Below are 14,726 nucleotides of genomic sequence, written 5' to 3' on the forward strand. Positions count from 1 at the left end.
CGCGCCCCGTCTTGGGGGCGCGCCCGGCCTTCCCCTAGCAAGAAGAGAAAGCGACCGGCATGTCCGTCTTCGCCATCATCGCCGCGCGCCTTGCCAAGGCCGCGCTGACCCTGCTGTGCATCGCGGTGCTGAATTTCTGTCTGCTGCATGCCGCGCCGGGAGACCCTGCCGTGGTGCTCGCCGGGGAGGCGGGCGCTGCCGACGAGCAGATGATCGAACAGCTGCGCGAGCGCTTCGGGCTGGACCAGCCCTTTGGCGTGCAGCTGTGGAAATATGTCTCGGGGGTGGCCCAGCTGGATCTGGGTTACAGTTTCCGGCAGGGCGCGCCGGTGATCGAGCTGATTGCCGATCGTCTGCCCGCGACGCTGCTGCTGACCGGGGCGGCCTTTGTCATCTCGCTGGTCTGCGGCATCGCGCTGGGCGTGGCCGCCGCTGCCCGCGTTGGCAAGCCGCAGGACAGCCTGCTCACCACCTTTGCGCTGCTGTTCTATGCAACGCCGCTGTACTGGGCCGCGCTGATGGCGGTGTTGGTGTTTTCGGTCTGGCTCGGCTGGCTGCCGGGGTTCGGCTATGAAACCGTAGGCGCAGGATATACCGGCATGGCGCGCATCATCGACATCGCGCAGCATCTGGTGCTGCCGGCGCTGACGCTGGGGCTGTTCTTCATGGCGGTCTACATGCGGATGACGCGGGCCTCGATGCTCGAGGTCTCGACCGCCGATTTCGTCAAGACCGCCCGCGCCAAGGGGCTTTCGGATGCGGTGATCCGCCGCCGTCACATCCTGCGCAACGCCATCCTGCCGGTTGTCACGCTGGCCGGGCTTCAGGCGGGGCAGCTGATCGGCGGCGCGGTGCTGACCGAAACCGTCTTTGCTTGGCCGGGTATCGGGCGGCTGATGTTCGAAAGCCTCGCCGCGCGCGATTACAACACCATCCTCGGGGTGTTTCTTGTCTCTGCCGCCATGGTCATCGCGTTCAACATCGTCACTGACATCGTCTACCGCCTTGTGGACCCCCGCATCGGAGCGCGCGCATGAGCTTCTGGACCCGTTTTCGCAGCAACACCGGCGCGATGATCGGCGTTGTCCTGTTGATCGCCGTCATCGCCGTGGCGCTGTTTGCGCCGCTGATCTTTGAACATTCGCCGTGGCAGATGGTGCAGCGCCCCTTCCTTGCGCCGTTCGCGGTGGACGGGCTGCCGCTGGGCACCGATACGCTGGGCCGCGACGTGGCCTCGCAGCTGGCCTATGGCGCAAGGGTGTCGCTGCTGGTCGGGCTGGTCTCGACACTGGTCGCCTTGCTGATTGGCGTGCCGCTGGGGGCGCTTGCCGGATTTTACGGTGGATACGTCGATGAAGGCGCGATGCGCTTCACCGAGTTTTTCCAGACCATTCCCAACTTTGCCCTCGCCATCGTGCTGGTGGCGATCTTTGAACCCTCGCTGGCCTCGATCACCCTTGCCATCGCCATCGTGTCATGGCCGCCGGTGGCGCGGCTGGTGCGCGCCGAGGTGATGTCGGTGCGCAAGCGCGAATTCGTCGATGCGGCGACGCTGGCGGGGCTGAGCAAGCCGCGCATCCTGATCCGGCAGGTGCTGCCCAATACCGTGTCTCCGATCATCGTCATGGCCTCGCTGATGGTGGCCACGGCGATCCTGCTGGAAAGCTCGCTGAGCTTCCTTGGCCTTGGCGATCCCAACGCCATGAGCTGGGGCTACATGATCGGCGCGGCGCGCACGGTGATCCGGTCCAGCTGGTGGCTGAGCTTCTTTCCGGGCATTGCCATCATCATCACGGTTCTGGCGCTGAACCTGATCGGGGAAGGGCTCAACGATGCGCTGAACCCGCATCTGTCAAGAAAGGGCCGGGCATGAGCACGCTTGCCATCGAGCACCTGACCATCGGTCTTCCCGAAGGCGCCGACCGGCCCTTTGCGGTCGAAGACGTCAGCATGACCATCGACAAGGGCCAGATCCTGTGTGTGGTGGGGGAATCCGGGTCCGGTAAATCCATGACCGCCAACGCGCTGATGGGGCTGCTGCCGCCGGGCGTGACGGTCAAGGCGGGCCGCGCCATGTTTGAATCGCGCGATGTGATCCGCCTGCCGGACGCAGAGAAAATGGCCCTGCGCGGCGCGCAGATCGCGATGATCTTTCAGGAACCGATGACGGCGCTCAACCCGCTGATGCGCATTGGCGATCAGATCGCCGAGGTGTTCGCCGCGCATGATCGTTTCACCCAGGCCGAGCGGCGCAAGAAGGCGCTGGATCTGATCCGCGAGGTGCAGCTGCCCGACCCGGAAAAGATCATCCGCGCCTATCCGTTCCAGCTGTCGGGGGGGCAGCGCCAGCGGGCGATGATCGCCATGGCGCTGGCGCTGGAACCCAAGCTGCTGATCGCCGACGAGCCGACAACGGCGCTGGATGTGACGACGCAGGCGCAGATCCTCAAACTGATCCTCGATCTGCGGGCGCGGCGCGGCATGGCGGTGATGTTCATCACCCATGACTTCGGCGTGGTGGCCGAGATCGCCGATGAGGTGATCGTCATGCGCACCGGCAAGGTGGTCGAACGCGGCCCGGCGCGCGCGGTGCTGCAAGACCCGCAGCACGAGTATACCAAGCGTCTGCTGGAGGCGATCCCGACCGGCAAGCTGCCCCCGGCGCGGGCGCTGTCGGAAACGCCGGCGCTGCAGATCAAGGGGCTGCGCAAGATCTATCGCACCGGCGGCGGCATGTTCCGCGCACCGCGCGAGGTGCGGGCGGTGGATGATGTCTCGCTCAGTGTCGCGCGCGGCGAGGTGCTGGGGCTGGTTGGCGAATCCGGCTCGGGCAAATCGACGCTCGGGCGCACCGCGGTGCGGCTGGTCACCCCCGATGCCGGGCAGGTGCTGGTCGGCGGCGTCGACCTTGCCGCGCTGTCGGATGAGGATCTGCGCCGCCAGCGTCACAAGGTGCAGATGGTGTTTCAGGACCCCTATGCCTCGCTCAACCCGCGCCAGCGCATCATCGGCGCGATCACCGACGGGCCAATCGCCCGAGGCATTCCCCGGCGCGAGGCCGAAAGCCGCGCCAGAGAGCTGCTGGAGATAGTCGGCCTTGGCGCCGATGCCGCCAGCCGCTTTCCGCATGAATTCAGCGGCGGGCAGCGCCAGCGCATCGGCATTGCCCGCGCGCTGGCGATGGACCCGGAACTGATCATCGCCGACGAGGCGGTGTCGGCGCTGGATGTGTCGATTCAGGCGCAGGTGCTGGATCTGCTGCGCGATCTGCGCGAGAAGATGGGGCTGTCGATCCTGTTCATCACCCATGATCTGCGGGTCGCCGCCCAGCTGTGCGATCGTATCGCCGTGATGCAAAAGGGCAGGCTGGTCGAGATCGGCACCGTGCATGAAATCTTCCTCAACCCGACAGAAGACTACACCAGACAGCTTCTCGCCGCAGTGCCCGGCGCGGACTGGGACAATCAGAAAGTTCTCGCATGAGCCGTATCCTTGGCGTTGCCACCTGTTCGCAACTGAAACTGCCCGACCGTTTCATTCCGCTCTTCGACAAGCTGGCGCCCGAGCTTGATCTTCGCGCCCCCGACGACATCGAACGTCCCGAAGACGTGCGCTTCATGCTGACCTTCATCCCGGATGCCGAGGCGTTCCATCGCTATCCCAAGCTCGAGGCGGTGTTCAGCGTCGGCGCGGGGCAGGATGCCATCGACCGATGCCCGTCGCTGCCGCAGGGCCTGCCGGTCTATCGGCTCGAAGACCCGGATCAGGCGCTGCAAATGGCGGGGTTCTGCGCCTTCCATGTGCTTTGGCATCACCGCGAGATGGCGCAGGTGCGCGCCAATCAGGCCAGCGAAGTCTGGGCGCGCAAGCTGACCGGCCTGTCGCCGACGGCGCGGCGCATCGGGGTCATGGGCTTTGGCCTGATGGGCCGGGCGGTGGCCAAGGGGCTGGTGGCGCTTGGCTATTCGGTGGCTGGCTATTCGCGCCGCATGCCCGAGGCAGAGCCGGGCGTGACCCATTACACCGACGGCGAGATGGATGCCTTTCTGGCGCAGAGCGATATTCTCATCAACGTGCTGCCGCTGACGCCGCAGACCCGCGGGCTGATCGACGCCGCCTTCCTTGCCAAGCTGCCGCGCGGCGCGGCGCTGATCCATGTCGGGCGCGGCGGACAGCTGATCGAACCCGATCTGATCACGGCGCTCGACAGCGGCCAGCTGTCGGGTGCCTCGGTCGATGTCTTCGAGACCGAACCGCTGCCCGCAGGCCACCCGTTCTGGGCGCATGAGCGTGTCTTCGTGACGCCGCATGTCGCCTGCATTCCGACCCCCGAAGCAGTGGTGCGCAACGTGCGCCAGCGCATGCTGGCCGAGTTTCAGGAAAAGAAATCCGCATGACTGATCTGAATGCTCTGAGCGCGCGCGAAATCGCCGCGCGCGTCCAATCTGGTGCGCTCAAGGCCACCGACATCGTGGGCGAAACGCTGGACCGCGTGCTCAAGATGAATCCCAAGGTCAACGCCATTGTGCAGAACTGCGGCAGCGATGCGCTGGCCGAGGCCGAGGCACTGGACGCCCGCATCGCCGCCGGCAAGCCGGTGGGCGCACTGGCGGGGGTGCCGGTGACGGTCAAGGTGCTGTCGGATCAGAAAGGCTATGCCAGCACCAATTCGTGCCAGATCTACAGCGACGTGATCGCAACGCAGGACAGCCCGTTCCTGCGCCACATGCGCGAAAAGGATGCCATCGTCATCGGTCGCACCAACACCCCGGCGTTTTCCTACCGCTGGTTCACCACCAACGGGTTCTACGGCGCCACCAAGAACCCGCACAACGATGCGCTGACGGCGGGCGGCTCGTCTGGCGGGGCAGGGGCGGCGGTGGCCACCGGCATGGGGCATATCGGCCATGGCACCGACATTGCCGGGTCGATCCGCTATCCGGCCTATGCCTGCGGCATTCAGGGCCTGCGCCCGACGCCGGGGCGGGTGCCGATGTTCAACCAGTCCGGCCCCGACCGGGCCATCGGGGCGCAGATCATGGCGGTCTCAGGGCCTCTGGCGCGGCGGGTCGACGATTTGCGGCTCGGGCTCGAAGGCATGGCGGGCTATGCGCCCGAAGATGTCTGGAGCGCGCCGGTGCCGCTGGTCGGTCCCGCGTACCGCCGCCGCGTGGCGCTGGTGACCCATCCGGGCGGCATCGACACCGACCCGCGCATCGTTGCCGATCTGCAGCGCGCCGCGCAGATGTTCCGCGATGCGGGCTGGGAGGTCGAGACCCCGGCGCAGATCCCCGAGCTGCGCGAGGCGGTGGAGCTTCAGGTCGATCTGTGGCTGTCGGATGGCCATGAGGCCAAGATGGAAGCGGCGCAGCGCGAAGGCGACGCCGGGGCCATCGCCCTGCTGTCGCATTACGCGGATCGCGCCGCGCGCATCGACGTCGCGGGCTTCGGCGCGCTGTTTTCGCGGCGGGCGGCGCTGATCCGGGCGTGGCGAGGGTTTCTGGCCGATTACCCGGTGGTGTTGATGCCCAATTGCGCCGAGCTGCCGTTCCGGCAGGATCAGGATCTGGAGGGCGACGCGATGATCGCCCATCTGTGGGATGTGATGCTGCCGCAGATTGCCATTCCGGTGCTGGGCGTTCCGGCGATCTCGATCGCCTCGGACGTCATCGACGGCGTGCCCTCGGGGGTGCAGCTGGTCTGCCCGCCGTGGCGCGAGGATATCTGCCTTGAGGCGGGCGAAGTGCTGGAGCGCGGCTTTGGATTTCCCGGCCTCGTGGGCTGATAGCGCTTGACAGATGCGGCGTCAGGCCCCATTTGCGGTTCTGACGCCGCGCTGCCGCGTGAGCTAGCCGCGCCCCTTCGGGATTATTCCCGGGCATGAGCGCATCGGTGTCACCACTCACGGTTCCCCATCACGCAGGGTTCTGGACGCGAATGGCCAGCAGGTCGCGGGAGACGCCCGCGCTGCCAGAGGCTTTGCGCGACACCCTGACCATGCCGCCCCAGATGCGGGGCGGGTGGCGTCATGCCGTGTTCGATGACTCGATGCGGCCCGCAAAGGATAAGATTTGTTCGACTTCGACATGCTCGGCCTCGCGCCGTCCCTTACAGAAGTGCTTCAGAAGAACGGGTTCAAGGAACCCACCCCGATCCAGAACCAGGCGATCCCGCTTGCGCTTGAAGGTCATGACGTGCTGGGCCTTGCCCAGACCGGCACCGGCAAGACGCTGGCCTTTGGCCTGCCGCTGATCGACGGGCTGCTGGCCCAGCCGGGCAAGCCCGCGCCCAAATGCGCCAAGGCGCTGGTGCTGGCCCCGACCCGCGAACTGGTCAACCAGATCGCCGACAGCCTGCGCCAGCTCACCGATGGCTCCAAGCTGCGCGTCGCCACCGTGGTTGGTGGGCAATCCATCAACCGTCAGATCAGCTTCCTTGCGCGCGGCGTCGACATCCTTGTCGCCACCCCCGGCCGCCTGATCGACCTGATGGATCGCGGCGCCGTCGATCTGTCGACCGTGCGCCAGCTGGTGCTGGACGAGGCCGACCAGATGCTCGACCTTGGTTTCATCCACGCGCTGCGCCGGATCGCCCCCAAGCTGGGCACGCCGCGCCAGACCATGCTGTTTTCGGCCACCATGCCCAAGCAGATGGAAGAGCTGTCCGCCGCCTATCTCAACAACCCGCGCAAGGTGCAGGTTTCGCCTCCGGGCAAGGCCGCCGACAAGATCACCCAGTCGGTGCATTTCGTCGACAAGAACGACAAGCCGGCCAAGCTGCGCGAAGTTCTGCGCCGGGACATGGACGCGCTGACGCTGGTGTTCTCGCGCACCAAACACGGCGCAGAGCGCCTGATGAAGGGCCTTGTGGCCGATGGCTTCAACGCCGCGTCGATCCATGGCAACAAGAGCCAAGGCCAGCGCGACCGTGCCATCAAGGCGTTCCGTGATGGCGATATCAACGTGCTGGTCGCCACCGACGTCGCCGCGCGCGGCATCGACATTCCGGGCGTCGCCTATGTGGTGAACTTCGATCTGCCCGAGGTGCCGGACAATTACGTGCACCGCATTGGCCGGACCGCCCGCGCCGGGCGTGAGGGCGAGGCGATTGCCTTCTGCGCACCGGATGAGGGCGATCTGCTGCGCCAGATCCAGAAGCTGATGAAGATCGAGATCCCCGTGGCGTCGGGCGAAGCTCCGGCCGAAGTGACCGGCGGTGGCAGTCAGCGTCGTCGCGGTGGCGGCGGTGGGCGTCGCGGTGGCGGCGGTCAGGGCAAGCCTTCGGGCAAGCCCGCTGGCAAGCACGGTGGCCCTAACCATGGCGCCCCGGCAGCCGTAAAGGCACGCCGCAGCCGTCCGCGCCGCAAGGTCGCCTGAAAATAACAAGGCCGGGCTCTTTCCAGAGCCCGGCCTTTTTTCTGTGACCCTTGCGCCATGGTTGGTTCGGCCAAAGGCGCGCGGCGTTCGCGGCTCAGACCCTCAGCATCTTGGTCAATGTGCGCAGCGCCTCCCGGTCGGCTCCGGCCAGCGGAGCGTTGCGGCTGCGAAACAGCGTTGCCTGACTGCGCAGAACCGGCTCTTCCTCAAGCACCTTGAGATGGTTCGCCCGCAATGTCTCGCCGGTCGAGGTGATGTCGGCCACCGCTTCGGCCGTCAGGTTCTTGACCGTGCCTTCGGTCGCGCCCTGACTGTCGACAAGCTGATAATCGGCGACGCCGCCCTGCCTGAGGAACTCGCGCACCAACCGGTGGTATTTCGTCGCGATCCGCATCCGGAAGCCATGCGCGGCCCGGAATGCCGCTGCCGCCCCATCCAGATCGTCAAGCGTGTTCACATCGATCCAGCAGGCGGGTACGGCGATGATCAGGTCGGCCTGACCAAAGCCCAGCTCGGCCAGCGGCTCGACCTTCTGATCCCATTGTACCAGCTTTTCGCGGATCAGATCGGTGCCGGTCACGCCCAGATGGATGCGCCCCGCCGCCAGTTCGCGCGGGATTTCTCCGGCGGAGAGCAGCACAAGATCGACACCTTCGATGCCCTCGACCGCGCCGGCGTATTCGCGCTCGTTGCCGGTGCGGGCGAGCCCGATGCCGCGCGCGCCAAACCAGTCGAAGGTCTTTTCCATCAGCCGCCCCTTGGAGGGCACCCCAAGCTTGATCGTCATGCCACGCCCTCCAGTTGCAACAGCAGGCCGGGGCGGATCACCCCGCCCACCGCCGGGGCCGCGCGCCCGCCGCCAAGTCGCTGGGTCAGCGCATCATAGCGCCCGCCGGTGGCGATGGGGGGCAGGTCGGGCCGCTGTGCGGGCACGAAGCCAAAGACGAAGCCATCGTAATATTCCATCGAAGAGCGCCCGTAGCTGGCCTCGAACTCCAGCGCGCTAACGTCGATGCCGCGGGCGGCAAGCGCGTTGCAGCGCTGTTCGAACCGGTTCACCGCGGGCACCAGACCGGGCAGGTCGACTGCGATGTCGTGCAGATGCTCCAGCGCAAAGCTGCAGGTTTCGCGCACTGCCAGCAGCGCATCGATCAGCTGAACCTGACTGCGGCACAGCGGGCCTTCGGCAGCATCGGCGCGCAGCGCCGCAACGCGGGCGGCGATTTCCGCCTCAGAGCGCAACCCGATCATTGGCGCAGTCGCCACTGTCTTGGCGTCCTTGAGCAGCGCCTTGCGCGACGGCGGCAGCGGCGCGCGCCCCGAAAAGCGGTCGAGCAGTGCCCGGAACCGGCGCGGCCGCCAGATGTGGCGCATCAGCGCGGCGCGGCGCGGTTCGGAAATCTCAAGCGCCATGACAGCGGCGGTGAGAATGCCGATATCGCCAGTCACCGCGCGCAGATCATAGCCCGCAAGGGCGTCTGCAAACACCGCGAACACCTCGGCATCGGCCTGCGCGGGATCGTCGTCGGCGAACAGCTCATAGCCGACCTGAAAATATTCCGCCGGGCGTTCGGGGTGGTCTTCCTGACGCCGGAACACCTCGCCGCAATAGGTATAGCGCGACGGGGCCGCGCCGGTTTCCATATGCATCTGCACCACGGGCACGGTGAAATCAGGACGCAGCATGACCTCGCCGCGGCTTGGATCCTGCGTCACATAGGTGCGCGCGCGGATGTCCTCGCCGTAGAGGTCCAGCAGCGTTTCCGCCGGTTGCAGGATGGCGCAATCGACATTCTGTGCCCCAAGGTCGAGAAAGCGCTGGCGCAGGCGAACCGCTTCGGCGCGCTCGGCCGCCGTGGTCACGCCCATTGTGCTAGGATCTCCCGGACCTTGGCGACCAGATCGCCGCGCGGGATCTCGTATTGGCTCGGGCGCTCCTTCCACTCTTCAAGCGTCGCATCCTGCGCCAGCTTTGCGCCAAGGATCAGGTCCTTGACCTGCAGCACGCCGCGTTCCCTTTCATCGCCGCCTTCGATGATGGCGACAGGAGAATTGCGCTTGTCGGCATATTTGAGCTGGTTGCCGAAGTTCTTCGGGTTGCCAAGATAGACCTCGGCGCGAATGCCGTTATTGCGCAGCTCGGCGACGATGGCCTGGTAATCGGCCATGCGGGCCTTGTCCATGACGGTCACCACGACGGGGCCTTGCGGGATCGTGCCGATGCGGCCCTTCTCGCGCAGCGCGGCCAGCAGCCGGTCGACGCCGATGCTGACGCCGGTTGCAGGCACAGCCTGCCCGGTGAAGCGCTTCACAAGGTCGTCGTAACGTCCGCCGCCTGCGACAGAGCCGAATTGCCGCTTGCGGCCCTTCTCGTCGAGGATTTCAAAGGTCAGCTCGGCTTCGAACACCGGCCCGGTGTAATAGCCAAGGCCGCGCACAACGCTGGGATCGATCTCGATCCGGTCATTGCCATAGCCTTGCGCCGCCAGAAGCGCGCCGATCTGTTCCAGTTCGTCAACGCCTTCGGCGCCGATGGCGCTGCTGCCGATGGCCGCGCGCAGGTTGGCAACGGTTGCGCCTGCATCGGCCCCTTTCGAGGTCAGGAACGCCAGAACCGGATCGGCCTGCGCATCTGACAGGCCCACGCCGTCGATATAGGCGCCGGAGGCATCGAGCCGCCCCTTGCCAAGCAATGCCCGCACACCCGACTCTCCGACCTTGTCGAACTTGTCGATGGTGCGCAGCACGGCGTCACGCTGTGCCTCGTCGTCAAGACCCATGGTTTCGAGCACACCGTTCAGAACCTTGCGGTTGTTCACCCGCACCAGATAATCGCCGCGCGGAATACCGACCACCTCAAGCGTGTCCGAAAGCATCGCGCAGATCTCGGCGTCGGCCGCCACGGAGGCTGCGCCAACGGTATCCGCATCGCACTGGTAGAACTGGCGGAACCGTCCCGGTCCCGGCTTTTCATTGCGCCAGACCGGCCCCATGGCAAAACGCCGATAGGGCAAGGGCAGCTCGTTGCGATGTTGCGCATAGACCCGCGCCAGCGGCGCGGTCAGATCGTAGCGCAGCGCCATCCAGCTGTCGTCCTCGTCCTGCCATGCGAACACGCCCTCGTTGGGGCGATCCACATCCGGCAGGAATTTGCCAAGCGCCTCGACGGTTTCGACCGCACTCGATTCCAGCGCTTCGAAGCCGTAGCGATGATACACCCCGGCGATGGCACGCAGCATTTCGGCGCGCTCTGTCACCTCCGGGCCGAAATAATCGCGGAACCCCTTCGGCGTCTGGGCCTTGGGGCGGGGGGCTTTTTTGTCTTTCGCCATGATGGGCTCCTTGCGGAATGCGCGCTTCCCTTAGCGGCTTGCGCGTGTGGGGGCAACAGGCGGGCTGTGTGCAATGCCCCGGCGCTGCGCAAAGTTCGGCCGTCCGGCCTGCCTCCGGCGGGGATATTTTGGGGCCAGAAGAAACCGGGGCGCGGCGCAGGGTCTTCTTCTGGCCCTAAATATCCCGGGGGGCCCGAAGGGCGGGGGCAGCGCCCCCTCTGGCGTAGACAACGCCCGCAGGGAAGCCTATCTCCACCAGAAAGGAGCCCGACCATGCCCAACGACACTTCCGCCCTTGAGGAACGTCTTGCCCATCTCGAGCGCACCACCGACGATCTGTCATCGGTCGTGGCGCGGCAGGATCGTGATATTGCGCTGCTGACACGTCGCCTTGCACTTTTGATCGAACGAGAGGCCGATCGACAGGCCGATAGCGCGGGCGGGGTGGTGATGGGCGATGAGCGCCCACCCCATTACTGACCTGTCGCGCGTTCAGAAATCTTCGACTGCCAGCACTCCGTCGAGCGATTTGACCGCGCCCTTGATCTCGGGCGTCACTGGGAATTCGCGCTTGAGATCCATTTCGACCTCGCCGGGCAGGCCTTCGGCGCTCAGGCACAGGCGGATCGGCCCGCGCCCTGCCTTGGGCATCTGCTCGGCGGCGCGGCTCAGGATCGATGCGACATGAGAGAGAGTTCCCGGGGTCTCGATGAAGATCTTCAACCCCGAGGCCCCGGCATCCGCAACCACCGTTTCCACCGGGCCGAAGCTGCGGGCCAGCAGCTTGAGCTGGTCGCTTTCCACCGTCGCTTCGACGGTCACGACAACCTTTGATCCGGTTTCCAGCAGCTCGCGGGATTTCTCCAGCGTTTCGGAAAAGATCGTCACCTCATAGGCGCCGGTCGGGTCCGACAACTGAGCAAAGGCAAAGCGATTGCCGCGCGCCGACTTGCGTTCCTGACGCCCCGCAACCACGCCGGCCAGCTTGGCGATGCAAGCGGTGCCCTGCGCCTTGTTGCGCACCTCTTCCAGTGTCATCACGTCGCGTCGTTTCAGCGCGGGCATGTAATCGTCAAGCGGATGGCCCGACAGGTAGAAGCCGATGGCCTTGAATTCCTCGTTCAGGCGCTCGGCGGGCAGCCAGTCGGGGGCGGGGGTCAGGCGCGGTTCGGGCAGATCGTCGCCCGCATCGCCAAACAGCGACACCTGCGCCGAAGCGCGCTGTTCGTGGATTGCCGCCGAATAGGCGACCAGCGCATCGAGCGAATCGAACATGCGGCGCCGGTTGCGGTCGAGCTGGTCGAACGCCCCGGCGCGGGCCAGCATTTCCAGCGGGCGCTTGCCGATCTTCTTGAGATCGACCCGGCGGGCGAAATCGAAGATGGTGGCAAAGGGCTTTTGGGGGCTGGACGGGTCTTCGGGAATGGATCGGCGGCCCTGGACCACCAGCTGCATCGCCTCGACCCCGACGTTCTTGAGCGCGCCAAGGCCGTACACCAGTTCCTGATTTTCCACGTCGAATGTGGCCATCGACCGGTTCACGCAGGGTGGCACATAGCCCAGTTTCAGCCCATGCTTCAGCTCGTCGAAATAGATCGCCAGCTTGTCGGTCAGGTGGATATCGCAGTTCATGACGCCTGCCATGAATTCGACAGGGTGGTTCGCCTTGAGCCAAGCGGTCTGGTAGCTGACCACCGCATAGGCTGCCGCGTGCGATTTGTTGAAGCCGTAGTTGGCGAATTTTTCCAGAAGGTCGAAGACCTCGGTGGCCTTCTTTTTATCGACCCCGTTTTCCGCCGCGCCCTTTTCGAACTTGGGGCGCTCGGCGTCCATCGCCTCCTTGATCTTCTTGCCCATGGCGCGGCGCAGCAGGTCGGCGCCGCCAAGGCTGTAGCCCGCCATTTCCTGCGCGATCTGCATCACCTGTTCCTGATAGACGATGATGCCTTGGGTTTCGGCAAGGATATGGTCGATCGACGGGTGGACCGAGGTGATTTCGCGCAGGCCGTTCTTGACCTCGCAATAGACCGGGATGTTTTCCATCGGGCCGGGCCGGTACAGCGCCACAAGCGCCACGATGTCTTCGATGCAGGTGGGTTTCATGCGCTTGAGCGCATCCATCATACCCGTCGATTCCACCTGGAACACCGCGACGGTCTTGGCCGCCGCGTAAAGCTTGTAGGTCTTTTCATCATCCAGCGGGATGAGGTTCATCTGGTTTTCGCCGCCCTCGGCTGGCTCGTACAGCTGCGTGCCATCGGCGGCGACATGGATGGGGCGGCCATCCTTGAGGATCAGGTTCACCGCGTTCTGGATCACCGTCAGCGTCTTCAGGCCGAGGAAGTCGAATTTCACCAGCCCCGCCTGTTCCACCCATTTCATGTTGAACTGGGTGGCGGGCATGTCGGAGCGGGGGTCTTTGTACAACGGCACAAGCTGGTCGGTGGGCCGGTCGGCGATGACCACACCCGCGGCGTGGGTGCCCGCCGAGCGCAGCAGCCCTTCGACCTGCTGGCCGTAGGTCAGCAGGCGATCAACCACCTCTTCGTTGCGCGCCTCTTCGGCAAGGCGCGGCTCGTCGCGCAGGGCCTGTTCGATGCTGACAGGTTTGACGCCTTCGACCGGGATCATCTTGGACAGGCGGTCGACCTGTCCATAGGGCATCTGCAGCACGCGGCCCACGTCGCGCACCGCCATTTTCGACAGCAGTGCGCCGAAGGTGATGATTTGCGCCACCTTGTCGTGGCCGTATTTCTCCTGAACGTAGCGGATCACCTCTTCGCGGCGATCCATGCAGAAGTCGATGTCGAAGTCGGGCATCGACACCCGTTCGGGGTTGAGGAAGCGTTCGAACAGCAGCGAATAGCGCAAAGGGTCGAGGTCGGTGATGGTCAGCGCATAGGCCACCAACGACCCGGCGCCCGAGCCACGGCCCGGCCCGACCGGGATGTCGTGGTCCTTGGCCCATTGGATGAAATCGGCAACGATCAGGAAATAGCCGGGAAAGCCCATGCCTTCGATGATGCCCAGCTCGAAATCGAGCCGTTCCTGGTATTCCTCCACGCTGACCGCGTGGGGGATCACCGCAAGGCGGCGTTGCAGGCCCTCGTTGGCCATGCGGCGCAGTTCGGCGACCTCATCATCGGCGAATTTCGGCAGGATCGGGTCGCGGCGATAGGCCATGAAGGCGCAGCGCTTGGCGATCTCGACGGTGTTCTCCAGCGCCTCCGGCAGATCGGCGAACAGCGTCGCCATCTCTTGCGGGGTCTTGAGGTAATGCTGCGGCGTCAGGCGGCGGCGCGGTTCCTGCTGATCGACATAGGCGCCCTCGGCGATGCAGATCATCGCGTCATGCGCCTCGTACATTTCGGGCTTGGGGAAATAGACGTCGTTGGTGGCGACCAGCGGCAGGCCCATTTCATAGGCCATCTCGATATGGCCGCGTTCGGACAGCTTTTCGGCCTGCGGCAGCCCGTCATCGCCGGGGTGGCGTTGCAATTCGACATAAAGCCGATCGCCAAAGAGCCTGTGCAGGCTGGTCAGCAGCACCTGCGCGGCGGCGCGGTGATTGTCGCGCAGCAGCCGCCCCACCGGGCCATCCGGTCCGCCCGACAGACAGATCAGCCCGTCGTGATGGATTTCAAGATCCTCAAGCGTCACATGCGCCAGCTGGCCGTCGCCCCGCATATACAGGCACGAGTTCAGCTTCATCAGGTTTTCGTAGCCGGTCTCGTTCTGCGCCAGCAGGACGATGGGCGCGGGCGGTTTGGGCCGCTCGCCCGGTGCGGGGTTGGTGTAGCGCAGATCGACCTGACAGCCGATGATCGGCTGGATGCCCGCGCCGCTGGCACCGACGGAAAACTCCAGCGCTGCAAAGAGGTTGTTGCTATCCGTGACCGCAATCGCGGGCATTTCCATCGCTTCGCACAGGCCGGGCAGCTTTTTCAGCCGCACCGCCCCTTCGAGCAAGGAATATTCGGTGTGAACGCGCAAGTGTATGAATCGGGGATCTGCCATG

The 14,726-nt window shown here is 65.4% G+C and carries 11 protein-coding genes; 7 read left to right on the forward strand and 4 right to left on the reverse strand.

Features of this window, described 5'->3' with window-relative positions:
- Positions 1-59 precede the first annotated feature (59 nt).
- The 6 genes from KO516_RS06755 to KO516_RS06780 all read left to right on the forward strand — a co-directional run bounded on the left by KO516_RS06755 (position 60) and on the right by KO516_RS06780 (position 7,376).
- Positions 60-1,037 (forward strand): ABC transporter permease, encoded by a 978-nt coding sequence (locus KO516_RS06755; protein ID WP_216003029.1) that lies wholly within the window; start codon positions 60-62, stop codon positions 1,035-1,037.
- Positions 1,034-1,873, forward strand: a complete 840-nt coding sequence (locus KO516_RS06760; RefSeq protein WP_216003030.1) for an ABC transporter permease — start codon at positions 1,034-1,036, stop codon at positions 1,871-1,873. Before KO516_RS06755 ends, KO516_RS06760 begins: the two co-directional genes overlap by 4 nt.
- Positions 1,870-3,483, forward strand: coding sequence for an ABC transporter ATP-binding protein (locus tag KO516_RS06765; RefSeq protein ID WP_216003031.1), 1,614 nt, complete (start codon positions 1,870-1,872; stop codon positions 3,481-3,483). Before KO516_RS06760 ends, KO516_RS06765 begins: the two co-directional genes overlap by 4 nt.
- Entirely contained in the window at positions 3,480-4,397 is a 918-nt protein-coding gene (locus KO516_RS06770; protein WP_216003032.1) for a glyoxylate/hydroxypyruvate reductase A, read from the forward strand. The genes KO516_RS06765 and KO516_RS06770 overlap by 4 nt, the downstream gene beginning before the upstream one ends.
- Positions 4,394-5,785: an amidase gene (locus tag KO516_RS06775; protein WP_216003033.1), complete on the forward strand. Its 1,392-nt coding sequence runs from the start codon at positions 4,394-4,396 to the stop codon at positions 5,783-5,785. The genes KO516_RS06770 and KO516_RS06775 overlap by 4 nt, the downstream gene beginning before the upstream one ends.
- Before the next feature lie 286 nt (positions 5,786-6,071).
- Positions 6,072-7,376: a DEAD/DEAH box helicase gene (locus KO516_RS06780; RefSeq protein ID WP_252737449.1), complete on the forward strand. Its 1,305-nt coding sequence runs from the start codon at positions 6,072-6,074 to the stop codon at positions 7,374-7,376.
- 94 nt (positions 7,377-7,470) lie between these two features.
- Here KO516_RS06780 and hisG read toward each other — a convergent pair whose 3' ends face one another.
- Genes hisG through hisS form a run of 3 tightly spaced genes read right to left on the reverse strand, consistent with a single transcriptional unit; the run spans position 7,471 to position 10,708 of the window.
- Complete coding sequence (hisG, locus tag KO516_RS06785; RefSeq protein ID WP_216003034.1) at positions 7,471-8,163, reverse strand: ATP phosphoribosyltransferase; 693 nt, start codon at positions 8,161-8,163, stop codon at positions 7,471-7,473.
- A complete protein-coding gene (locus KO516_RS06790; protein ID WP_216003035.1) occupies positions 8,160-9,245 on the reverse strand; it encodes an ATP phosphoribosyltransferase regulatory subunit in 1,086 nt (361 codons plus the stop codon). The genes hisG and KO516_RS06790 overlap by 4 nt, the downstream gene beginning before the upstream one ends.
- The gene (gene hisS / locus KO516_RS06795) at positions 9,236-10,708 is read right to left on the reverse strand and encodes a histidine--tRNA ligase (protein WP_216003036.1); all 1,473 of its coding nucleotides are present in this window, start codon (positions 10,706-10,708) and stop codon (positions 9,236-9,238) included. Before hisS ends, KO516_RS06790 begins: the two co-directional genes overlap by 10 nt.
- A 273-nt stretch (positions 10,709-10,981) precedes the next feature.
- Here hisS and KO516_RS06800 point away from each other — a divergent pair, with 273 nt between their 5' ends.
- Positions 10,982-11,188, forward strand: a complete 207-nt coding sequence (locus KO516_RS06800; protein WP_216003037.1) for a SlyX family protein — start codon at positions 10,982-10,984, stop codon at positions 11,186-11,188.
- 12 nt (positions 11,189-11,200) lie between these two features.
- Here the strand turns inward: KO516_RS06800 and dnaE are convergent, their stop codons facing one another.
- Positions 11,201-14,725, reverse strand: a complete 3,525-nt coding sequence (gene dnaE / locus KO516_RS06805) for a DNA polymerase III subunit alpha (protein ID WP_216003038.1) — start codon at positions 14,723-14,725, stop codon at positions 11,201-11,203.
- Between the last annotated feature and the right edge of the window lies 1 nt (position 14,726).

The organism is Citreicella sp. C3M06, from assembly GCF_018860705.1.
GTDB lineage: Bacteria > Pseudomonadota > Alphaproteobacteria > Rhodobacterales > Rhodobacteraceae > Salipiger.

Excerpts from the sequence above, each read along its gene's own strand:
- KO516_RS06755 (WP_216003029.1), top strand. The coding sequence starts at position 60 with ATGTCCGTCTTCGCCATCATCGCCGCGCGCCTTGCCAAGGCCGCGCTG.
- KO516_RS06760 (WP_216003030.1), top strand. The coding sequence starts at position 1,034 with ATGAGCTTCTGGACCCGTTTTCGCAGCAACACCGGCGCGATGATCGGC.
- KO516_RS06765 (WP_216003031.1), top strand. The coding sequence starts at position 1,870 with ATGAGCACGCTTGCCATCGAGCACCTGACCATCGGTCTTCCCGAAGGC.
- KO516_RS06770 (WP_216003032.1), top strand. The coding sequence starts at position 3,480 with ATGAGCCGTATCCTTGGCGTTGCCACCTGTTCGCAACTGAAACTGCCC.
- KO516_RS06775 (WP_216003033.1), top strand. The coding sequence starts at position 4,394 with ATGACTGATCTGAATGCTCTGAGCGCGCGCGAAATCGCCGCGCGCGTC.
- hisG (WP_216003034.1), bottom strand. The coding sequence starts at position 8,163 with ATGACGATCAAGCTTGGGGTGCCCTCCAAGGGGCGGCTGATGGAAAAG.
- KO516_RS06790 (WP_216003035.1), bottom strand. The coding sequence starts at position 9,245 with ATGGGCGTGACCACGGCGGCCGAGCGCGCCGAAGCGGTTCGCCTGCGC.
- hisS (WP_216003036.1), bottom strand. The coding sequence starts at position 10,708 with ATGGCGAAAGACAAAAAAGCCCCCCGCCCCAAGGCCCAGACGCCGAAG.
- KO516_RS06800 (WP_216003037.1), top strand. The coding sequence starts at position 10,982 with ATGCCCAACGACACTTCCGCCCTTGAGGAACGTCTTGCCCATCTCGAG.
- dnaE (WP_216003038.1), bottom strand. The coding sequence starts at position 14,725 with ATGGCAGATCCCCGATTCATACACTTGCGCGTTCACACCGAATATTCC.